A 21273-nucleotide genomic window follows, 5' to 3' on the forward strand; every position below is an offset into this window, starting at 1 on the left:
TCGTCGCACGGACAGGGCCCCGGTCGGCTGGGGCCCGCCTTCTTGGGCCCGGCCAATCACGTGGAGAAAACGCCTAGTCCAATGGAGCCCTGGTCGCCATGCCTCGTGAGCACACCCGGACGTACTTCCTCGGCAAACTGGCCCGGGAGCTTGAGCTACGAGGGCTGGAGGCGTCCCTGCGCCCCGACCCGCCGTCCCTGAAGGTCCGCGACCCCGACGCGGCGCTGTTCACTGAGACCGTCGACTGCGTCGCGATGGCGGACGGCTGGTTCTACCGCTGGTCCTGGGGCGACGTGGTGGAGAGCGCGGAGGAGCCCGCGCTGGCGGCCGACCGCATCGTGAAGGTCTTCACCACCGGCGAGCCCCGGCCGCATCCCGCCCTCGGCGACGCCTGACGGGCTTCCCTGTCACAGGCGGATCCACTCCGTCGCCGTGGTGACCTCGTCCAGGACGTCAGGGAGGGGGTCCACCCCCAGTCCCGGGCCGTACGGCACGGCGAGGTGCCCGCCGTCGAGCTCGAACGGCGGGGTCACGTCGGTGTGGAAGTAGCGCCGGGAGGCGGAGGTGTCGCCCGGCAGCGTGAAACCGGGCAGCGCGGCCAGCGCGACGTTGGCCGCACGTCCGATGCCGGTCTCCAGCATGCCGCCGCACCAGACCGCGACGCCGTGTGCGCGGCACAGGTCGTGGATGCGCCGCGCCTCGAGATAACCGCCGACCCGCCCCGGCTTGATGTTGATCACCGAGCACGCGCCGAGGCTGATCGCCGCCGCCGCGTGGGCCGCCGACTCGATCGACTCGTCCAGGCAGATCGGGGTGCGGATCGACCGGGCGAGCCTGGCGTGCTGCACGAGGTCGTCGTCGGCCAGCGGCTGCTCGATCAGCAGCAGGTCGAAGTCGTCCAGCCGGGCCAGATGCCGGGCGTCGGCGAGAGTGTAGGCCGCGTTGGCGTCCACCTGGAGCAGCAGTTCCTCCCCGAACCGCTCGCGGACCGCGCGGACCGGCGCCACGTCCCATCCCGGCTCGATCTTCAGCTTGACCCGGACGTACCCCTCCTCGACGTACGCCCCGACGGTGTCCAGCAACTCGGGCACCGAGCCCATGATCCCGACAGAGACCCCGCAGGGGACACGGTCGCGGGTGGCGCCGAGGAACCGGGCGAACGACTCGCCGGCGAGCCGGAGCGACGCGTCGAGCACCGCCGCCTCCAGCGCCGCCTTGGCCATCCGGTGGCCCTTGAACGGCGCGAGGGCGGGACCGACGGCCTGGGGGTCCAGCCCGCGGGGGAGCGCGGGGACGAGGAAACGGCGCAGCACGTCGGCCGCCGCGTCCACGTACTCGGAGGAGTAGAGCGGCTCGGACATCGCGACGCACTCGCCCCAGCCCTCGGCCTCCGGCGTCACCACCCGCACCAGCAGGACGTCGCGCGCGGTCTCGGTGCCGAACGACGTGCGGAACGGCGCGACGAGCGGCATCGCGATCCGGCGCAGCTCGATTCCAGTGATCTCCATGAGGTGCCGGGCTCCAGGGGAAGGACGATGTGCGCCGTTCACTATACGGAGGTCTCAGACCACCAGCCCGAGCAGGAGCACGCAGCAGAACGACACCACGGAGATGATCGTCTCCATGATCGACCAGGTTCTGACGGTCTCGCCGACGGTCATCCCGAGATACTCCTTGACCAGCCAGAACCCGGCGTCGTTCACGTGGGAGAAGAACAGGGAGCCCGCGCCGATGGCGAGCACGAGCAGGGCGACCTGGGCGGGGGGCTGACCGGCGGCCAGCGGCGCGGCGATCCCGGCGGCGGAGATCGTGGCGACCGTCGCGGAACCGGTGGCCAGCCGGATGCCGACGGCGATGAGCCAGCCGAGCACCAGCACGGGTATGTTCGCGCCCTGCGCCGCCTCGCCGATGACCTTGCCGACGCCCGAGTCGACCAGCGTCTGCTTGAACCCGCCGCCCGCGCCGACGATGAGCAGGATCCCGGCGATCGGCGGCAGCGAGTCGGAGATCGCCGAGGAGATCCGGGCCCGGCCGAAGCCCGCGGCGCGGCCCAGGGTGAACATCGCCACGATCACGCCGATGAGAAGGGCGATGAGCGGGGTGCCGAGGACCTCGAACGGGGTGCGCACCGCGTGGTCCTCCGGCAGGACGATCTCCACGACGGCCCGGCCCAGCATCAGCACGACCGGCAGCAGGATCGTGGCCACCGTGACGCCGAAGCCGGGGCGGGGACGTTCCCGGTCCTCCGGTTCCGGCGTCTGCTCCCGTTCGAGCCGCTCCGGTGGCTCCGGCCGTACCCACCGGGCGGCCAGCCTGGCGAACAACGGGCCGGACACGATCACGGTCGGGATCGCCACCAGCAGGCCCAGCCCGAGCGTGAGCCCGAGGTCCGCCTTGAGCGTGTCGATCGCGACCAGCGGCCCGGGATGCGGGGGGACGAGGCCGTGCAGGACGGACAGGCCCGCCAGGGCGGGGACCGCGATCAGCAGCAGCGGACGGCCGCTGCGCCGCGCCACCAGCATGATGACGGGGATCAGCAGGACAAGGCCGATCTCGAAGAACATCGGCAGCCCGATGAGCACCGCGATCAGCGTCACCGCCCACGGCAGCGACCGGTCGCCGCTGCGGCGCAGGATGCCGTCGACGATCTCGTCGGCCCCGCCGGAATCGGCCAGGAGCTTGCCCAGCATCGCCCCGAGGGCGATGAGCACGCCGACTCCGGCCACGGTCGAGCCCAGACCGGCGGAGAAGCTGTCGATCAGGTCGCCGGGGGCCATGCCGGCCACCACGCCGAGCACGCCGGAGCCGACCACGAGGGCGAGGAAGGGGTGGGTCCGCAGCTTGGTGATCAGCAGCACGATGACGGCGATGCCGGCCAGGGCGGCCACGATCAGGCGGGTGTCGTGGCCGCTCCACGAGGCCGCGCCGGCGAGGGGAATCACGAGGGGGGTCATCCGGGGGCTCCTACGACGGTCGGTGCGGTAGCCGCTGCCCCGCAGGAGTCCTCCGAATCACCTCAGCCCGTCGCCCCCTGTGATCCCCGCGCCGGGACTCGGCCGGCGTCCGTCACCAGCCGCGGGCCTTCCACTCCGGCAGGTGCGGCCGCTCGGCGCCGAGCGTGGTGTCCTTGCCGTGGCCGGGATAGACCCAGGTCTCGTCGGGCAGGCGGTCGAAGATCCGTTCCACCACGTCCGTGAACAGCTGCTCGAACCGGGCCGGGTCCTTCTGCGTGTTGCCGACCCCGCCGGGGAAGAGGGAGTCGCCGGTGAACAGGTGGCGGTCCTGGTAGAGCAGCGCGATCGAGCCGGGGGTGTGGCCGCGCAGGTGGATGACGTCCAGCGTCACCACGCCGACCGTCACCCGGTCTCCGTGCCCGACCTCCCTGGTCACCTTCACGGGCAGTTCCGGGGCGTCGAGCGGATGGGCGATGGTCTGGGCCCCGGTGGCCCGCGCCACCTCCTCCAGCGCCATCCAGTGGTCGCGGTGCCGGTGGGTGGTCACGATCGCGCTGATGGGCATGTCGCCGATGAGCTCGAGCAGCCGGTCGGGCTCGGCCGCCGCGTCGATCAGGACTCCGTCGCCGGTCTCCGCGCACCGCAGCAGGTAGGCGTTGTTGCCGAAGTCGCCGACCTCGATCTTCGAGATCGTCAGCCCCGGGACCTCCCGCACGTCGGCGGGCCCGTCCTTGGCGACGTTTCCGGTGTAGGTCATGTTCGTTCCTCTCTGGGTTGCCGGCTCTGGTTCCCTGCGGGAGGCCAGGACGACGGTGGCCGCGCGGGCAGGCCCGCGGGGGACGGCTTCGGCCATGGCGGCGGGGACGGCGGCCGCACGGCCGGGTCAGGCAGCGGGCGCGCGGCGGGAGCGTCGCCCCGGCCGCGCGCGGCCGGCGGGCCGACGCGCAGGCCCGCGCCGTCGGTCCTGCCCGCGAGCCACGCGAGCAGCTCGCGCGGCGTGCCTTCCACCGCGGGGCCGTCGCCGAGGCCGGTCCAGGCCCGTACGACCTCGCCGGTGCCCGGATCGAGGGCGACGACCTCGGCCACCGGGCTCTCGCCGCCGAGCCAGAGCATCGTGTCGTGCAGTTCTCGCCTCACGTACGTCTCGGGCCAGTCGGCCCATCCGTAGCCTGCCCCGAGGTCCGCGTGGTGCACCTCGACCTCCCTGAGCCGCCGGATGGGGACGTACCAGGCGGGGTGCTCGGGCGGCGCCATCGCCGAGACCATCGCGGTCCACGCCTCGGCGGGCATCCGCCCGGACGCCGCCGCGAACCGCTCGGCGCTGTCGCGGAGGTCGGCGAGCTGCTCGGCGGCGGGGCGGGACGCGCCCGCCTCGACGCCGGCCTCGCGGGCCTCCGCCGAGGCGTACTGCGGGGTGCGCACCCCCGTACGCGCCCAGGACAGCAGGTTGACGTAGCTGTCGGCGTTGCGGGCGACATGCGTGAGCACGTGCCCCCTCGTCCAGCCCGGCAGCAGGGACGGCGCGCGGAGATCCTCGTCGGTGAGGCGGGCGGCGGTCGCGAGCAGGCGCCCGGTCGCCTCGGTGAGCTCCCGCTCGATCTCGTCGATGACGGACATGATGAGAATCATGGCCCCTGGCGGCCCCCGGCGCGTCAGGGCGGGGAAGAGCGGGGCGTTCGCGGCGGTTGTATGAGCAGGGGTTTTCCGCGGACGGCAGGCACCGGTTTGACGAAGCTCATACCCTGGTTCACGGAGCGTGTCCCACGAAGCGCGCGGGGCCGCCCTCTCCGGCCGCCGGACGACGCCCCCCGAAATTGTCGGTGGCCGTGGATAGCCTGCCCGTGCACCTCCATTCACCTCATCGACCTATCGGGACCACCGTGGCTGACCGCCTGATCGTGCGTGGCGCACGCGAACACAATCTGAAGGACGTCTCGCTCGACCTCCCGCGAGACGCTCTGATCGTCTTCACCGGCCTGTCGGGCTCCGGCAAGTCGAGCCTGGCCTTCGACACGATCTTCGCCGAGGGGCAGCGGCGGTACGTGGAGTCCCTGTCCGCGTACGCCCGGCAGTTCCTCGGTCAGATGGACAAGCCCGACGTGGACTTCATCGAGGGCCTGTCCCCGGCCGTCTCCATCGACCAGAAGTCCACCAGCCGCAACCCCCGCTCGACCGTCGGCACGATCACCGAGGTCTACGACTACCTGCGCCTGCTGTGGGCGCGCATCGGCAAGCCGCACTGCCCGCAGTGCGCGCGCCCGATCGCCAGGCAGACGCCGCAGCAGATCGTGGACCGGGTGCTCGAACTCGAGGAGGGCACCCGGTTCCAGGTCCTCGCCCCGATCGTCCGCGGGCGCAAGGGGGAGTACGCCGAGCTGTTCCGCGAGCTGCAGACCAAGGGCTACGCCCGGGCTCGCGTCGACGGCACGATCGTGCGGCTGGAGGAGCCGCCGACCCTCAAGAAGTACGAGAAGCACGACATCGAGGTGATCGTCGACCGTCTGTCGGTCAAGGAGAGCGCGCGGCGCAGGCTGACCGACTCGGTCGAGACCGCCCTGCAGCTGTCCGGCGGCACCATCACGCTCGACTTCGTCGACCTGCCGGACGACGACCCCAACCGTGAGCGCTTCTACTCCGAGCACCTCTACTGCCCCTACGACGACCTGTCGTTCGAGGAGCTGGAGCCCCGGTCGTTCTCGTTCAACTCGCCCTTCGGCGCCTGCCCGGAGTGCACCGGCCTCGGCACCCGCATGGAGGTCGATCCAGAGTTGGTCGTCCCCGACCCCGAGCGCACGCTCGGCGACGGCGCGATCAGCCCGTGGGCGAACGGCCACACCAGCGACTACTTCGTGCGGCTGCTGGAGGCCCTGGGCCACACGCTCGGCTTCGACCTCGACACGCCATGGGAGCGGCTGGGCAAGAAGGCGCAGAAGGCGATCCTGCACGGCCACGACGAGCAGGTCCACATCCGCTACAGCAACCGGTACGGCAGGCAGCGGTCCTACTACACCGACTTCGAGGGCGTGATCCCTTGGGTGCAGCGCCGGCACGCCGAGTCGGAGAGCGACGCCAGCCGTGAGCGGTTCGAGGGCTTCATGCGCGAGGTGCCCTGCCCGGCCTGCAAGGGCCGCCGCCTCAAGCCGGTCTCGCTGGCGGTGACCGTCGGGGACTCCTCGATCGCCGAGGTGTCGGGCATGTCGATCGCCGACTGCGCGAAGTTCCTGTCCGGCCTGCGGCTGTCCGAGCGGGACATGCACATCGCGGAGCGGGTGGTCAAGGAGATCAACGCCCGGCTGGGCTTCCTGCTCGACGTCGGCCTCGACTACCTCACGCTCGACCGCGCCGCCGGCACGCTCGCCGGTGGCGAGGCGCAGCGGATCAGGCTGGCCACGCAGATCGGCTCCGGCCTCGTGGGCGTGCTGTACGTGCTGGACGAGCCGTCCATCGGCCTGCACCAGCGGGACAACCAGCGGCTGCTGGAGACGCTGGTCCGGCTGCGCGACATGGGCAACACGCTGATCGTGGTCGAGCACGACGAGGACACGATCGCCGCGGCCGACTGGGTGGTCGACATCGGCCCGGGCGCGGGCGAGCACGGCGGCCAGGTCGTCGTGTCCGGCACCGTCCAGGAGTTGCTCGCCAGCGAGGAGTCGCTGACGGGGGCGTACCTGTCGGGCCGCAAGGCGATCACCGTGCCGGAGATCCGGCGACCGCGGGACAGGAAGCGACAGCTCGTCGTCAAGGGCGCCCGCGAGCACAACCTCAAGGGAGTGGACGTCGAGTTCCCGCTCGGCGTGTTCACCGCGGTCACCGGCGTCTCGGGGTCGGGCAAGTCGACGCTGGTCAACGACATCCTCTACGCGGCGCTGGCCAAGGAGCTGAACGGCGCGAAGACCGTGCCGGGACGGCACTCCCGGGTGGTCGGCACCGATCTGGTGGACAAGGTCGTCCACGTCGACCAGTCGCCGATCGGCCGTACGCCGAGGTCCAACCCGGCCACGTACACGGGCGTCTTCGACCACGTGCGCAAGCTGTTCGCCGCCACCACGGAGGCGAAGGTCCGCGGCTACCTGCAGGGCCGGTTCAGCTTCAACGTCAAGGGCGGGCGCTGCGAGGCCTGCTCGGGCGACGGCACCATCAAGATCGAGATGAACTTCCTGCCGGACGTCTACGTTCCGTGTGAGGTCTGCCACGGCGCCCGGTACAACAGGGAGACGCTGGAGGTCCACTACAAGGGCAAGACGATCTCCGAGGTCCTCGACATGCCGATCGAGGAGGCGCTGGCGTTCTTCGAGGCGATCCCCGCCATCCGCCGGCACCTGCAGACGCTGAGCGACGTCGGTCTCGGCTACGTACGGCTCGGCCAGCCGGCGACCACGCTGTCGGGCGGCGAGGCCCAGCGGGTGAAGCTCGCCTCGGAGCTTCAGCGGCGGTCGACGGGCCGGACGGTGTACGTGCTGGACGAGCCCACCACCGGCCTGCACTTCGAGGACATCCGGCGGCTTCTCGGCGTGCTCAACCGGCTCGTGGACGCCGGCAACACCGTGATCGTCATCGAGCACAACCTCGACGTCATCAAGACCGCGGACTGGATCGTCGACATGGGCCCGGAAGGCGGCTCCGGCGGCGGCAGGGTCGTCGCCGCGGGTACGCCCGAGGAGATCGCCCGGGTCGAGGACAGCCACACCGGCGTGTTCCTCCGCAAGATTCTGGGCGTATGAGTATTCGTCTCATGTTCTCTCCCTACTCTTCTGCTTCCGACCGCGTCACCCCGGACCGGCCACGGGGTGATGGCCGCACCTGAGAGCACACAGGGTGACGCGTCGCGAAGGGGAAGATCCGGGGCCCGTGGACGTCCAGGGCCGCCACATCAGGGAAGGACGAGCATGACGGAAACGACACGCCGGGCCGTGATCTTCGGCGCCGGGGGGGCCGGGCTGGCCGCGGCGCTGAGCGCGTGCGGCGGGGACGACACGACGTCGGCGGGCCAGGGTACGTCCCAGGACGGCCAGACGCAGGCGGCCCAGTCTCAGGGAGCACAGGGCGGTGGCGAGATCGCGAAGACCTCCGACATCCCCCAGGGCGGCGGCAAGGTCTTCAAGGACCAGGACGTCGTGATCACGCAGCCGGAGGCCGGCACGTTCAAGGCGTTCAGCGCGACCTGCACCCACCAGGGCTGCCCGGTCGGCAGCGTCTCGGGCAACGAGATCGTCTGCCCGTGCCACGGCAGCAAGTTCAGCGCCAAGGACGGCTCCGTGACCAACGGACCGGCCACCCAGCCGCTGGCCGAGAAGGCCATCAAGGTGAGCGGCGACAGCATCACCCTCGCCTAGGCATCACGCGGGGGCCGCGGTCCGGCCGGACGGCGGCCCCGGCGGGAACCGGCCGGGCCGCTGCGGTGATCTACAGCGTAAAGGCGGTCTCGCCTCCCATGGCACCGGAGCCCGCGCGGACCGCGGGATTGTCGGCGGGGGCCAGTAGTCTTTTGCGTGTGGCGGATCCGGCAACTTATCGACCGGCGCCCGGATCGATCCCCGAGTCGCCAGGCGTCTATCGCTTCCGCGACCCGGGCGGCCGGGTGATCTACGTGGGCAAGGCGAAGAGCCTGCGGCAGCGGCTGAACTCGTACTTCGCGGACTTCGCCGGCCTGCACCCGCGGACGCAGACCATGCTCACGACCGCGGCGTCCGTGGACTGGACGGTGGTCGGCACCGAGGTCGAGGCGCTCCAGCTCGAATACTCCTGGATCAAGGAGTTCGACCCCAGGTTCAACGTCAAGTACCGCGACGACAAGTCGTACCCGTACCTGGCCGTGACGATGGGCGACGACTTCCCCCGGGTGCAGGTGATGCGCGGCGCCAGGCGGAAGGGCACGCGCTACTTCGGCCCCTACTCGCACGCCTGGGCCATCAGGGAGACCGTCGACCTGCTGCTGCGCGTCTTCCCCGTGCGGACGTGCTCGGCGGGGGTCTTCAAGCGGGCGGGGCAGATCGGCCGTCCCTGCCTGCTGGGATACATCGACAAGTGCTCCGCGCCCTGCGTCGGCCGGGTCACCCCCGATGAGCATCGCGCCCTCGCCGAGGACTTCTGCGACTTCATGGCCGGCAACACCGGCCGCTTCATCAAGCGGCTGGAGCGTGAGATGCGCGACGCCGCGGCCGTGGAGGAGTACGAGCGGGCCGCGCGGCTGCGGGACGACGTCCAGGCGCTGCAGCGGGCCCTGGAGAAGCAGACGGTCGTTCTCGGCGACGACACCGACTGCGACGTGATCGCCCTCGCGGAGGACCCGCTGGAGGCGGCGGTCCAGGTCTTCTACGTGCGCGGCGGCCGGATCCGCGGGCAGCGCGGCTGGGTGGTGGACAAGGTCGAGGAGGCCACCCCTGGCGAGCTGGTCGAGCAGTTCCTGCTCCAGATGTACGGCGAGGCGACGATCCCCCGCGAGATCCTCGTCCCTGCGCGGCCTCCGGACGAGACCGCGCTGGTGGAACTGCTGAGCGAGCAGCGGGGCTCCCGCGTCGACCTGCGCGTTCCCCAGCGTGGCGACAAGAAGAGCCTCATGGAGACGGTGGAGCGCAACGCCAAGGAGTCGCTCGCCCAGCACAAGCTGCGCCGCGCAAGCGACCTGACCACGCGCAGCCGGGCGCTGCAGGAGATCGCCGACGCCCTCGATCTCGACCAGGTGCCGCTGCGGATCGAGTGCTACGACGTGTCGCACATCCAGGGCGAGAACGTCGTGGCCTCGATGGTGGTCTTCGAGGACGGCCTGGTCCGCAAGAGCGAGTACCGCCGCTTCTCCATCAGGACCGCGGAAGGCGACGTGGCCTCGATATACGAGGTGATCTGCCGGCGGTTCAAGCGCTACCTGGAGGAACGGGCGGCGACGGGCGAGCTGGACGCCGAGGCGGAGGACGAGGCCGGGAGCGAGGGGGCCGGTCCCGTGGCGGGAACGCCGATCGACCCGGAGACCGGCCGGCCCCGCAAGTTCGCGTACCCGCCCAACCTCGTCGTGGTGGACGGCGGCCCGGCTCAGGCCGCCGCCGCCCAGCGCGCCCTGGACGAACTCGGCATCGACGACGTCGCGGTGTGCGGCCTGGCCAAGCGGCTGGAGGAGGTGTGGCTGCCCGGCGACGACCAGCCGGTGATCCTGCCGCGCAGCAGCGAGGGCCTTTACCTGTTACAACGCGTCCGTGACGAAGCACATAGGTTCGCCATCACCTACCATCGGACGAAGAGGTCGAAATCGCTCAAGGAGAGCGTGCTCGACCAGGTGCCGGGCCTGGGCCCGGCACGACGTCAGGCACTGCTGCGTCACTTCGGCTCGGTGAAGCGGTTGCGGGAGGCGAGCGCGGAGGAGATCCGCGAGGTCCCCGGCATCGGCCGCGCGACCGCCGAGGCCATCGTCGCGGCGCTGAACGGTGAGAGCCCGTCCCCGGCGGAGCGGGGGGTGTGAGGTGCCCGCGCGAGCGCTGAGGCATGTCCCGTCCCGGGAAGGGCGGCGGGCAGGGCAGCGTGGGAGTTGCCCGGCGTGGCGGTGGCGCGATCAGGTGGAGAGGTGCCATGCTCCGGCACCAGGGAGTCTCCCCGCGGGAGATTCGTGTGGTCCCGGCGGCCGGGCTGGCCGGGGCGCCGGACGGCGGGGCCGACGTTGGGCGGGCTGACATGGGCGGCAGGGCGGTGAGCGGGTGATGAGCACGACTGAGCCGGCGTTCGTGGTGATCACGGGAATGTCGGGGGCGGGACGCAGCACCGCCGCGAAGTCTCTGGAGGACCTCGGCTGGTTCGTGATCGACAACCTGCCGCCGGGGCTGCTGTCCTCGCTCGCCGAGGAGGCGGGCCGGGTGAACATGGCGACGGATCGCGTCGCGGCCGTGGTCGACGTGCGCAGCCTCGCCTTCACCACCGACCTCAACGCGGCGATCGAGGAACTCGACGGGCGCGGCGTCGGCGTCCGTGTGGTGTTCCTCGAGGCGAGCGACGAGGAACTGGTCCGCAGGTTCGAGAACGTCAGGCGGCCCCACCCGCTGCAGGGCGACGGGCGGCTCGTCGACGGAATCGACCGTGAGCGCGGCATCCTGCGCGAGGTCCGCGCCAACGCCGACCTCGTCATCGACACGTCCCTGCTGAACGTCCACGAGCTGCGTAAGAAGATCGTGTCGTTCTTCGGCGGCGAGGACCGGCCGGGCCTGAAGGTGAACGTGGTGTCCTTCGGCTACAAGTACGGCCTGCCGGTCGACGCCGACCTCGTCGTGGACTGCCGGTTCCTGCCCAATCCCCACTGGGTGCCGGAACTGCGGCCGATGAACGGGCTCGACGTCCCCGTGCGCGACTACGTGCTCAGCCAGCCCGGAGCCAAGGAGTTCCTCGACGGATACGAGGAGGTCCTCGCGGTGGTGGCGGCCGGATACACGCGCGAGGGCAAGGGTTACGCGACCCTCGCCGTGGGCTGCACCGGAGGCAAGCACCGCAGCGTGGCTATAGCCGAGCAACTCGGCGCGCGTCTGCGCGAGCGCGGCATGGACGTCCAGGTCAGCCACCGGGACGTCGGCCGGGAGTGACACGTTCGGCCGCCGCGCGGTGTGGGCGCTCCCGTGAGGACGTACGGTGGCGGGCACCGGCCCGTGACCGGTCGGGCCCGTGCCGTGGCAGCGGGGGCGGCCGTGGCGGCCCGTCTCCGGACGCGGCGACCGGCAGGGCGTGAACGATCAGCACGACGTGAGCGCCACGGCTCCGCAGAGCGGTGCCCGTGGCGCGGCGAGGAGGACGATGAAGGACCCCGCCGCGGAAGCCGCGGACCCCTCCGCCGCCCCACAGCCCTCGAAGTCACAGTCCCCGAAGTCACAGCCCCCGAAATCCCCTATCCCTGGCAGACCGATGTCCCCCCAGCGGTTCGAGACCGCCACGAGCGGTCCCAAGGTCGTCGCCCTCGGCGGCGGTCACGGCCTGTACGCCTCCCTGTCGGCCCTCAGGACCGTCACTGACGACCTGACGGCCGTGGTGACGGTGGCCGACGACGGCGGCTCCAGCGGGCGTCTCAGGCGCGAACTGGGGGTGCTGCCGCCCGGTGACCTGCGGATGGCGCTCGCGGCCCTGTGCGGCGACGACGAGTGGGGCAAGACCTGGAGCGAGGTCGTCCAGCACCGTTTCGGCAGCGAGGGCGAGCTGCGCGGCCACGCCGTGGGCAACCTCCTCATCGTCGCGCTCTGGGAGCTGCTGGAGGACCCCGTAGCGGGCCTGGACTGGGTGGGCCGGCTGCTCGGCGCGCACGGCAGGGTGCTGCCCATGGCCTCCGTCCCGCTCGACATCCAGGCGGAGGTCGAGCTGGACGGCACGATCACGACGGTGCGCGGGCAGGTCGCCTGCGCGCTGACGCCCGGGCGGGTGCGCTCCATCTCGCTGCTGCCCTCCGACCCGCCGGCCTGCCCCCAGGCGATCGAGGCGATCGAGGCCGCCGACTGGGTGGTGTTCGGGCCCGGCTCCTGGTTCACCAGCGTGCTGCCGCACCTCAAGGTGCCAGGACTGGCACGGGCGCTGCACGAGACGAGCGCCGGGCGGCTGGTGATCCTCAATCTCGCGCCGCAGGCGGGGGAGACCGACGGCTTCTCGCCGGAACGGCACCTGGAGGTGCTCAGGGAGCACGCCCCCGCGCTGGTCGTCGACGCGGTGGTCGCGGACGGCGCGGTGGTCGCCGACCCGGGGGCGCTGGAGAAGGCGGCGTCGTCCATGGGAGGCCGAGTCGTTTTGGCCGATGTGGCCGCCTCTGACGGATCCGCACGGCACGACGGACCACGTCTTGCCGCTGTCCTGGACGAGATTTTCCGCGAGAAGCGGTGATCGCGTGCTCACAAGGTGCGAGAGACTGACGGGCAGAGTCTGTTTGGGGGAGGACACGCGCTGATGGCCATGACGGGTGTGGTGAAAGACGAGCTGAGCCGCCTTCCGGTGCTCAAGCCATGCTGCCGGAAGGCGGAGGTGTCCACGCTGCTGCGGTTCGCCAGCGGGCTGCACCTGGTGGGCGGGCGCATCGTGATCGAGGCCGAGCTCGACACCAACGCCACCGCCCGGAGGCTGATCAAGGACATCGGCGAGGTCTTCGGGCACAAGGCCGAGGTGCTGGTCCTGGCCCCCGCCGGGCTGCGCAAGGGCTCACGCTACGTCGTGCGCGTCTACCGGGACGGCGAGGCGCTGGCCAGGCAGACCGGCCTGATCGACAACCACGGGCGTCCCGTGCGGGGACTGCCCAGGCAGGTCGTCTCCGGGGCCACCTGCGACGCCGAGGCGGCCTGGCGGGGCGCGTTCCTCGCGCACGGGTCGCTGACCGAGCCGGGCCGGTCGATGTCGCTGGAGGTGACCTGCCCGGGCCCGGAGGCGGCGCTCGCCCTGGTCGGCTCGGCCCGCCGGCTCAAGATCCACGCCAAGGCCCGCGAGGTGCGCGGCGTCGACCGCGTCGTGGTGCGCGACGGCGACGCGATCAGCGCGCTGCTGACCCGGCTCGGCGCCCACGACAGCGTGCTCGCCTGGGAGGAGCGGCGGATGCGCCGCGAGGTGCGGGCCACCGCCAACCGCCTCGCCAACTTCGACGACGCGAACCTGCGCAGGTCGGCCCGCGCGGCCGTCGCCGCGGGGGCGAGGGTGCAGCGGGCGCTGGAGATCCTGGGCGAGGACGCGCCCGAGCACCTGGTGATCGCCGGCCGGCTGCGGGTCGAGCACAAGCAGGCGTCCCTGGAGGAGCTCGGCCAGATCGCCGACCCGCCGCTGACCAAGGACGCGATCGCCGGGCGCATCCGGCGGCTGCTCGCCATGGCCGACAAGCGCGCGCAGGACCTCGGGATCGCCAACACCGAGGCCAACCTCACCGCGGACATGCTCGCCCAGTAGGCGACGGTCTCGATCCTTCGGGCCGCCTGATCGCGTGCCGCGCACGCCGGTCCTGCGGTCCCGTGTGCACGGGGGTACGGCGGGGTCCACGCGGCGGGGAAAGCGCCCGCTCATCGGCGTGCCAGGCGTGACACGCCGTCAAAGCACGGCCCGGTGGTCTACACCAATTTGGGTCCGATAAGGTCTGTCATTGAGGTTTAACACAGCCCTGGCGCCGGTACCCGGCGCACGACGTACGAGGAGATCGGATCCGTGAGCATCCGCGTAGGCGTCAACGGCTTCGGCCGTATCGGCCGCAACTTCTGGCGCGCTGTGGCGGCCAGCGGCAAGGACATTGAGATCGTCGCCGTCAACGACCTCACTGACAACGCCACGCTGGCCCACCTGCTGAAGTACGACAGCATCCTGGGCCGCCTGCCGTACGAGGTGAAGGCCTCGGCGGACGAGATCACCGTTGACGGCAAGGCGATCAAGGCGTTCGCCGAGCGCGACCCCGCCAAGCTGCCCTGGGGCGACCTCGGCGTGGACGTCGTCGTCGAGTCGACCGGCCTGTTCACCGACGCGACCAAGGCGAAGGTGCACGCCGACAACGGCGCGAAGAAGGTCATCATCTCCGCTCCGGCGAAGAACGAAGACGTGACGATCGTCATGGGCGTGAACCACGACAAGTACGACGCGGCGGCTCACACGATCATCTCCAACGCCTCCTGCACCACCAACTGCCTGGCCCCGATGGCCAAGGTCATCAACGACACCTTCGGTATCGAGAAGGGTCTGATGACCACCATCCACGCCTACACGCAGGACCAGAACCTGCAGGACGGCCCGCACAAGGACCTGCGCCGCGCCCGCGCCGCCGCGCTGAACATCGTCCCGACCTCCACCGGCGCCGCCAAGGCCATCGGCCTGGTCCTGCCGGAGCTGAAGGGCAAGCTCGACGGCTACGCGCTGCGCGTGCCGATCCCGACGGGCTCGGCCACCGACCTCACGGTCGAGGTCGGCCGCGAGACCACCGTCGAGGAGGTCAACGCCGCGCTCAAGGCCGCCGCCGAGGGCTACCTCAAGGGCTTCCTCAGCTACACCGAGGACGAGATCGTCTCCAGCGACATCGTCACCGACCCGTCGTCCTGCATCTTCGACGCCGGCCTCACCAAGGTCATCGGCAACCAGGTCAAGGTCGTCGGCTGGTACGACAACGAGTGGGGCTACTCCAACCGCCTCGTGGACCTCATCGAGTACGTGGGCGCCTCCCTGCGATGATCGGAATCGACGAGCTCGACGTGAAGGGCCGGCGCGTGTTCGTGCGCGCCGACCTCAACGTCCCCCTCGACGGGGAGACGATCACCGACGACGGCCGCATCCGGGCGTCGGTGCCGACGATCAAGAAGCTGGTGGAGCGCGGCGCGAAGGTCGTCGTCGCCGCCCACCTCGGGCGGCCCAAGGGCTCCGTCACGCCGAAGTACTCGCTCGCCCCGGTCTCCCGGCGGCTGGCCGAGCTGCTCGGTGAGGACGTGGCGTTCGCCTCCGACGTGGTCGGCGAGTCCGCGCAGAGCGTGGTGGCGGGCCTGCAGGACGGGCAGGTCGCCCTCCTGGAGAACCTGCGCTTCGAGCCGGGCGAGGAGTCCAAGGACGACGCGGTCAGGGGCGAGTTCGCCGGCAAGCTGGCCGCCCTGGCCGAGCTCTACGTCGGCGACGGTTTCGGCGCGGTGCACCGCAAGCACGCCAGCGTCTACGACCTGCCCAAGCGGCTGCCGCACGCCGCCGGCGACCTGGTCCTCGCCGAGGTGGAGGTGCTGCGCAAGCTCACCGACGACCTCGCCAGGCCGTACGTCGTCGTGCTGGGCGGCGCGAAGGTCTCCGACAAGCTCGGCGTGATCGCGAACCTGCTGTCCAAGGTGGACCGCCTGCTCATCGGCGGCGGCATGGCCTACACCTTCCTCAAGTCCCAGGGCCACGAGGTGGGCAGGTCGCTGCTCCAGGAGGACCAGATCGACCAGGTCAGGGGCTTCCTCGACGAGGCCGCCGCCCGCGGGGTCGAGCTGGTGCTGCCGGTGGACGTGCTGGCCGCGACGGAGTTCGGCGCCGACGCGCCGTACGAGGTCGTCGACGCCACCGCCATCCCGGCGGACCGGGAGGGCCTGGACATCGGCCCCCGCACCCGGGAGCTGTTCGCCTCGAAGCTGGCCGACGCCCGCACGGTGTTCTGGAACGGCCCGATGGGCGTTTTCGAGTTCGAGGCGTTCTCCGGCGGCACCCGCGCGGTGGCCGAGGCGCTGGTGAGCTCCGAGGCGTTCACCGTGGTCGGCGGTGGTGACTCGGCGGCGGCCGTGCGCAAGCTCGGCCTGCCGGAAGACGGCTTCTCACACATTTCCACCGGTGGTGGCGCGAGCCTCGAGTATCTCGAAGGCAAGACGCTGCCCGGACTCGCGGCGCTGGAGGAGTAGATGGCTCGCAAGCCGCTGTTCGCCGGCAACTGGAAGATGAACCTCAACCACCTCGAGGCCATCAACCTGGTGCAGAAGCTGGCGTTCACACTGACCGACCGCGACTACGACAAGGCGGACGTGGCGGTCATTCCGCCGTTCACCGACCTGCGTAGCGTGCAGACCCTGGTGGACGCCGACAAGCTCCGCATCGCCTACGGCGCCCAGGACCTGTCGGCGAAGGACTCGGGGGCGTACACCGGGGAGATCTCCGGGGCGATGCTGAGCAAGCTCGGCTGCACCTACGCGCTCGTGGGGCACTCGGAGCGGCGGCAGTACCACGCCGAGGACGAGGCGCTGTGCAACGCCAAGGTCAAGGCCGCCTACCGGCACTCGCTGACGCCCATCCTGTGCGTGGGCGAGGGGCTGCCGGTGCGCCAGGAGGGCCGTCACGTCGAGCACACGCTGGCGCAGCTCGACGGAGCGCTTGAGGGCGTGCCCGCCGAACAGGTGAAGTCCATCGTGATCGCGTACGAGCCGGTCTGGGCGATCGGCACCGGCGAGGTCGCGACGCCGAAGGACGCCCAGGAGGTCTGCGGCGCCATCAGGACGCGACTCGCCGAGCTGTACGGTGACGAAGTGGCCTCTGTCGTCCGTATCCTTTACGGTGGCTCGGTGAAGTCGGACAACGTCGCCGGCATCATGGCGGAGGCCGACATCGACGGCGCCCTCGTGGGAGGGGCCAGCCTCGACGCGGCGGAGTTCGCCAAGATCTGCCGATTTGGCGAGACCTCCGGCTAGCTGAGCCGTTTGGGGGGTGCGACTTGACAACAGGTCGTACCCTCGAAGAACACAATTGAATCGTCACGCCGATGGCATCGTGCACAACGCGTCGTGCACGCCCGGACATAGGAACAGGTCTACGGTGACAATCGGAATCTCCATCGCCCTCATCCTGTCGAGCGCTCTGATGGTGCTGCTCGTCCTGCTCCACAAGGGCAAGGGCGGCGGTCTGTCGGACCTGTTCGGAGGTGGGTTCACGTCGTCCTTCGGCGGCTCGTCCGTGGTGGAGCGCAACCTGGACCGCCTCACGGTCATCACGGGCGTCGTCTGGTTCGTCTGCATCATCGCTCTGGGCCTGCTGCTCAAGCCGTAGCGGACGGGCTCCGGCCACGCGTGACAAAGATTCACCTTCCCCCGTCCGCGGGGCGATCGAGCAAGGAGTTCTTCGGTGGGTAGTGGCAACGCGATCCGTGGCAGCCGAGTCGGCGCCGGCCCCATGGGGGAGGCCGAACGCGGCGAGGCCGCCCCCCGTGTGCGGGTCCCGTTCTGGTGCGCCAACATGCACGAGACGCGCCCGAGCTTCGCCAGCGACGCGGCCGTCCCGGAGTTCTGGGACTGCCCGCGGTGCGGGCTGCCGGCCGGGCAGGATCAGTCGAACCCGCCCGCCCCGCCGAGGAACGAGCCGTACAAGACGCACCTCGCGTACGTGAAGGAGCGTCGCAGCGACAAGGACGGCGCGCAGATCCTCGCCGAGGCGCTGGAGCGGCTGCGCTCCTCCTCCCGCCCGATCTACTGACCGCCCAGGTCGCCCGGACGGCGTCGCTGCGGATTCACCGAGCCGCGGCGCGGAATTAGCCGGGTGCCCGGGGCCGCGCGAGCGGTCCCGGCACGCTGAACACGCCCCACGCTGAACAGGCCCGGAGTCTTACGGCTCCGGGCTTTCGCGTTCCCGGCCACACCGGTCCCCGCCTGACCTGACAGGCGGCTGCTCAGGGCGCCCCGCGTGCCGCACGCGGGGCGCTCACCCGTCACCCGCCGTGCACCGGCTCGCCGTCGAGGAACGTCATGGCCACCTTGGTGGTCCAGATGTCCTTCGGGTCGAGGGCGAAGGGGTCGCGGTCGAGGACGACGAGGTCGGCCGGGCGGCCCGCCTCGATGACGCCGGCGGGGGAGCGGTTGATCCAGGCCGATCCCTCGGTGTAGGCGGTCATGATGGTCCGCAGGTCGAGGCTCTGCTCGGGCAGGAACGGCGTCTGCGCGGTGGGGTACGTCGCGTGGACCGAGCTGCCCGGCTCGGTGCGGTTGACCGCCACGTGCATCGCCTCCAGCGGGTTCGCCGAGGAGACCGGCCAGTCGGAGCCCCCGGCGAGGCGGGTGCCGTGCCGTACGAGCCCGGCGAAGGGGTACTGCCAGGAGGCGCGCTCCTCGCCCAGGTAGGGGATGCACAGCTCGTCCATCTGCAGGTGGTGGGTGGCCCACAGCGCCTGGAGGTTGGCCGTGACGCCCAGCTCGGCGAAGCGCGGCACGTCCTGCGGCGTGATGATCTGCACGTGCGCGATGTGGTGGCGGTTGGCGGGGTCGGTGCCGGTCAGCGCGTCGAGCGCCTCGCGTACCGCCCGCTCGCCGATGGCGTGGAAGTGCACCTGGAAGCCCTGGCGGTCGAGCTCCTTGACGTACCCGCCGAGCAGCGCCGGGTCGACGTACGACAGGCCGGTGCCGCCGCAGCGGCAGTAGGGCTCGATGACGGCGGCGGTGAAGTTCTCCGGGATGCCGTCCTGCATGATCTTCACCGACGTCGCCCGGAAGCGGTCCAGGCCCTTGGCCAGCGCGCGCCGCTCGACCAGCTCCGGGATCTGCTCGGCGCCGCGGGTGCGGTCCCACCACAGGGCGCCGACCACCCGCGCCTTCAGCCGCCCGGAGGAGGCCGCGGCCAGGTAGGCGGGAAGCTGGTCGTCCGACCCCGCGTACGAGCCGACGATGGCGTCCTGCCAGCCGGTGACGCCGAGCGAGAACAGGTGGGCCTGCGCGTCCATCAGGGCGGCTTCGACGTCGGCGGGGGCCGGGCGCGGGGTGAGCAGGCCGACGAGGTCCATCGCGCCCTCGTGCAGCACGCCGCTCGGTGTGCCGTCGGGGTCGCGCTCGATGCGGCCGTCGGCGGGGTCGGGAGTGTCCTTCGTGATCCCGGCTATCTCCAAGGCCCGCGTGTTGACCCAGGCGGCGTGGTGGTCGCGCTGCACGAAGTACGCGGGGCGGTCGAGGAAGTCGAGCTGGGACCGGTGGGGGAGGCCGCCGGGGAAGGCCGACATGTCCCAGCCGCCGCCGTCGATCCACTCCCTGCCCGGATGCCGCGCCGCGTAGCCGGCGATCATCGTGGTGTAGGCGTCGAGGCCGTACACCTCGGACAGGTCGCACTTGGCCCGCTCCAGCCCGGCCTGCACGGGGTGAATGTGGGCGTCGGTGAACCCCGGCGTCAGCAGGCCGCCGGCGAGGTCCACCGGCTCGGCGGCCGGCGCGAGCCGTACGAGGTCGGCCTCGGCGCCGACGGCGGCGATGACGCCGTCGCGGACGAGGACCGCCTCGGCGAAACCGTCCCGGGTGAAGGCGCGGCCGCCGCGGAACAGGAGGGTGGAGCTCACGGGTGTGGTGCCTTCTTTCTGGTGAATGGCGTTTCTGATGAAACGTACGGCGAGTGCGAGATCACGGAAACGATACGCCCAGGTGGGGCGGGGTACAGGGCATGATCGTGCATGATCACGAAGGCTTCCGTGCCTGGTCGGCGGGGATGCGTGCGACAAACTGCAAGATCACGGCGGGGGTGTGGGGTGGGGTTAGTGGCCGGTGATTTTGTCGGCGAATCTGGCCAGTACGGACGTCCTGGTCATGCCATTGCTCTCCCGGGCGTCGGCCATGCGGTAGAGACGGTACATCGAGTGGACGCCGAGCCAGCGCAGCGGCTCGGGCTCCCAGGCGCGCACGCGCCGGTCCACCCATGGCATGCGGGTCAGTTCGGTGTCGCGCCGCAGCACGAGGTCGCGCAGCGTGCGCCCGGCGAGGTTGGTGGTGGTCACACCGTGGCCCGTGTAGCCGCCCGCCCAGCCGAGGCCGGTCGCCTGGTCCACGTGGACGGCGGAGCACCAGTCGCGCGGCACGCCGAGCACCCCCGACCAGGCATGCTCCACCCGTGACCCCGCGACGGCGGGGAAGAACGCGACCAGCAGGTCCCACAGGGCGTCGACGGTCCGGGGGTGCGTGCGGCCCCGCTCGTCGATCCTCGACCCGTACAGGTACGGCCTGCCGCGGCCGCCGAAGGCGATGCGGTCGTCGGCCGTCCGCTGGGCGTATATGTAGTAGTGCGCCATGTCGCCGAGCAGTTCGCGGCCCTGCCAGCCGATCTCCGCCCAGACCCGCTCGGGCAGCGGCGCGGTGACGATCAGGGAACTGTTCATCGGCAGCCAGTCGCGCCGGTGGCCGGCGATGGTCGCGGTGAACCCCTCGGTGCAGCGCAGCACGTGGTCCGCCCGCACCGTCCCGTACGGCGTGACCGCCCGGCCGGGGGAGATCTCGGTCACGGGCGTCCGCTCGTAGATCTCGACGCCGAGGTCGCGCACGGCACGGGCGAGACCGAGGACGAGCTTGGCCGGCTGGATCCTGGCGCAGTGCGGGCTCCAGGTGGCCGCCGTCGCGCCCGCCACCCGCAGCCGGTCGTTCGTCTCGCCTGGGGTCAGCAGCCGGACGTCGTCGCGGTCCCAGCCCCACTCGCGCTGCGCCGTCAGTTCCTCGCGCAACCGCAGCGTCTGCGCCGGGCCGCGGGCGACCGTGAGCAGGCCGCTCTTGACCACGTCGGCGTCGATGCCCTCCTCACGAGTGACGCGGATGACCTCGTCGACGGTCTCGAACATCGCGCGCTGCAGCCGCCGGGCCGCGTCCCTGCCGTGGGTCTTCGCGTACCGGCCGGGCGAGCCGGCCAGCGCGCCGGTCAGCCAGCCGCCGTTGCGTCCCGACGCGCCGAACCCGGCGAACTCCTTCTCCAGCACGACGATCCGCAGTGACGGGTCGGCCTTCTTCAGGTAGTAGGCGGTCCACAGCCCGGTGTAGCCCGCGCCGACCACGGCCACGTCGGCCCGCAGGTCGCCGCCCAGCGGCTCTCCCGGCTCCGGGACGCCGGGCGACCGATACCAGAAGGACACCTCACCGTTGACGAAGCCGGGGGACAGGGGAGCGGTCATGGCGCATATCCT

General features: G+C 71.2%; 18 protein-coding genes. 12 read left to right on the forward strand and 6 right to left on the reverse strand.

Translation table 11 applies throughout. From position 1 onward, the window contains the following. Window positions 1-98 precede the first annotated feature (98 nt). Window positions 99-395 carry a hypothetical protein gene (locus HHX31_RS05335; RefSeq protein WP_169945681.1) on the forward strand — a complete coding sequence of 99 codons (297 nt, stop codon included), beginning with the start codon at window positions 99-101 and terminating at the stop codon, window positions 393-395. Between the two features lie 12 nt (window positions 396-407). Here HHX31_RS05335 and menC read toward each other — a convergent pair whose 3' ends face one another. The 4 genes from menC to HHX31_RS05355 all read right to left on the reverse strand — a co-directional run bounded on the left by menC (window position 408) and on the right by HHX31_RS05355 (window position 4571). Further along, entirely contained in the window at window positions 408-1508 is a 1101-nt protein-coding gene (gene menC / locus HHX31_RS05340; protein ID WP_169945683.1) for an o-succinylbenzoate synthase, read from the reverse strand. 54 nt (window positions 1509-1562) lie between these two features. Further along, on the reverse strand, window positions 1563-2954 hold the full coding sequence (locus HHX31_RS05345; RefSeq protein WP_169945685.1) for a gluconate:H+ symporter: 1392 nt from the start codon (window positions 2952-2954) through the stop codon (window positions 1563-1565). A gap of 112 nt (window positions 2955-3066) precedes the next feature. Then, window positions 3067-3711, reverse strand: coding sequence for an MBL fold metallo-hydrolase (locus HHX31_RS05350; protein ID WP_169945687.1), 645 nt, complete (start codon window positions 3709-3711; stop codon window positions 3067-3069). After that, entirely contained in the window at window positions 3708-4571 is an 864-nt protein-coding gene (locus tag HHX31_RS05355; protein WP_169945689.1) for a maleylpyruvate isomerase family mycothiol-dependent enzyme, read from the reverse strand. The genes HHX31_RS05350 and HHX31_RS05355 overlap by 4 nt, the downstream gene beginning before the upstream one ends. Before the next feature lie 263 nt (window positions 4572-4834). Between HHX31_RS05355 and uvrA the strand changes: the two genes are divergently transcribed. From uvrA to HHX31_RS05410, 11 genes are all read left to right on the forward strand, one after another. After that, a complete protein-coding gene (gene uvrA, locus HHX31_RS05360) occupies window positions 4835-7675 on the forward strand; it encodes an excinuclease ABC subunit UvrA (RefSeq protein WP_169945691.1) in 2841 nt (946 codons plus the stop codon). Between the two features lie 165 nt (window positions 7676-7840). After that, window positions 7841-8287: a Rieske (2Fe-2S) protein gene (locus tag HHX31_RS05365; protein WP_169945693.1), complete on the forward strand. Its 447-nt coding sequence runs from the start codon at window positions 7841-7843 to the stop codon at window positions 8285-8287. Window positions 8288-8445: 158 nt separating this feature from the next. Next, window positions 8446-10404: an excinuclease ABC subunit UvrC gene (uvrC, locus tag HHX31_RS05370; RefSeq protein WP_311931600.1), complete on the forward strand. Its 1959-nt coding sequence runs from the start codon at window positions 8446-8448 to the stop codon at window positions 10402-10404. 235 nt (window positions 10405-10639) lie between these two features. Continuing rightward, on the forward strand, window positions 10640-11509 hold the full coding sequence (rapZ, locus tag HHX31_RS05375; RefSeq protein ID WP_169945697.1) for an RNase adapter RapZ: 870 nt from the start codon (window positions 10640-10642) through the stop codon (window positions 11507-11509). 316 nt (window positions 11510-11825) lie between these two features. Continuing rightward, window positions 11826-12785 carry a uridine diphosphate-N-acetylglucosamine-binding protein YvcK gene (gene yvcK, locus HHX31_RS05380; protein ID WP_169945699.1) on the forward strand — a complete coding sequence of 320 codons (960 nt, stop codon included), beginning with the start codon at window positions 11826-11828 and terminating at the stop codon, window positions 12783-12785. 63 nt (window positions 12786-12848) lie between these two features. Then, window positions 12849-13829: a DNA-binding protein WhiA gene (whiA, locus tag HHX31_RS05385; RefSeq protein WP_169945701.1), complete on the forward strand. Its 981-nt coding sequence runs from the start codon at window positions 12849-12851 to the stop codon at window positions 13827-13829. Between the two features lie 252 nt (window positions 13830-14081). Next, window positions 14082-15089: a type I glyceraldehyde-3-phosphate dehydrogenase gene (gene gap / locus HHX31_RS05390; protein WP_169945703.1), complete on the forward strand. Its 1008-nt coding sequence runs from the start codon at window positions 14082-14084 to the stop codon at window positions 15087-15089. After that, window positions 15086-16273, forward strand: a complete 1188-nt coding sequence (locus HHX31_RS05395; RefSeq protein WP_169945705.1) for a phosphoglycerate kinase — start codon at window positions 15086-15088, stop codon at window positions 16271-16273. Before gap ends, HHX31_RS05395 begins: the two co-directional genes overlap by 4 nt. Next, on the forward strand, window positions 16274-17053 hold the full coding sequence (gene tpiA, locus HHX31_RS05400; RefSeq protein ID WP_169945707.1) for a triose-phosphate isomerase: 780 nt from the start codon (window positions 16274-16276) through the stop codon (window positions 17051-17053). It begins immediately after the preceding gene. A 124-nt stretch (window positions 17054-17177) separates the two neighbouring features. Then, window positions 17178-17408 (forward strand): preprotein translocase subunit SecG, encoded by a 231-nt coding sequence (secG, locus tag HHX31_RS05405; RefSeq protein WP_142572490.1) that lies wholly within the window; start codon window positions 17178-17180, stop codon window positions 17406-17408. Window positions 17409-17483: 75 nt separating this feature from the next. Then, window positions 17484-17831 (forward strand): RNA polymerase-binding protein RbpA, encoded by a 348-nt coding sequence (locus HHX31_RS05410; RefSeq protein WP_111699330.1) that lies wholly within the window; start codon window positions 17484-17486, stop codon window positions 17829-17831. 232 nt (window positions 17832-18063) lie between these two features. On the opposite strand, the gene HHX31_RS05415 is transcribed toward HHX31_RS05410, so the two are convergent. Together HHX31_RS05415 and HHX31_RS05420 are read right to left on the reverse strand one after the other, a co-directional pair. After that, window positions 18064-19671: an amidohydrolase gene (locus HHX31_RS05415; RefSeq protein WP_169945709.1), complete on the reverse strand. Its 1608-nt coding sequence runs from the start codon at window positions 19669-19671 to the stop codon at window positions 18064-18066. Between the two features lie 192 nt (window positions 19672-19863). Beyond that, entirely contained in the window at window positions 19864-21261 is a 1398-nt protein-coding gene (locus tag HHX31_RS05420; protein WP_169945711.1) for an FAD-binding oxidoreductase, read from the reverse strand. Window positions 21262-21273: the final 12 nt, after the last annotated feature.

It is taken from the genome of Microbispora sp. H11081, from assembly GCF_012999535.1.
Classification (GTDB): domain Bacteria; phylum Actinomycetota; class Actinomycetes; order Streptosporangiales; family Streptosporangiaceae; genus Microbispora.

Bases quoted from the DNA above. Each gene is read 5' to 3' on its own strand.
- HHX31_RS05365 (WP_169945693.1), top strand. From the start codon at position 7,841: ATGACGGAAACGACACGCCGGGCCGTGATCTTCGGCGCCGGGGGGGCC.
- yvcK (WP_169945699.1), top strand. From the start codon at position 11,826: ATGTCCCCCCAGCGGTTCGAGACCGCCACGAGCGGTCCCAAGGTCGTC.
- rapZ (WP_169945697.1), top strand. From the start codon at position 10,640: ATGAGCACGACTGAGCCGGCGTTCGTGGTGATCACGGGAATGTCGGGG.
- HHX31_RS05345 (WP_169945685.1), bottom strand. From the start codon at position 2,954: ATGACCCCCCTCGTGATTCCCCTCGCCGGCGCGGCCTCGTGGAGCGGC.
- HHX31_RS05350 (WP_169945687.1), bottom strand. From the start codon at position 3,711: ATGACCTACACCGGAAACGTCGCCAAGGACGGGCCCGCCGACGTGCGG.
- menC (WP_169945683.1), bottom strand. From the start codon at position 1,508: ATGGAGATCACTGGAATCGAGCTGCGCCGGATCGCGATGCCGCTCGTC.
- HHX31_RS05420 (WP_169945711.1), bottom strand. From the start codon at position 21,261: ATGACCGCTCCCCTGTCCCCCGGCTTCGTCAACGGTGAGGTGTCCTTC.
- HHX31_RS05355 (WP_169945689.1), bottom strand. From the start codon at position 4,571: ATGTCCGTCATCGACGAGATCGAGCGGGAGCTCACCGAGGCGACCGGG.
- HHX31_RS05395 (WP_169945705.1), top strand. From the start codon at position 15,086: ATGATCGGAATCGACGAGCTCGACGTGAAGGGCCGGCGCGTGTTCGTG.
- tpiA (WP_169945707.1), top strand. From the start codon at position 16,274: ATGGCTCGCAAGCCGCTGTTCGCCGGCAACTGGAAGATGAACCTCAAC.
- whiA (WP_169945701.1), top strand. From the start codon at position 12,849: ATGGCCATGACGGGTGTGGTGAAAGACGAGCTGAGCCGCCTTCCGGTG.
- HHX31_RS05335 (WP_169945681.1), top strand. From the start codon at position 99: ATGCCTCGTGAGCACACCCGGACGTACTTCCTCGGCAAACTGGCCCGG.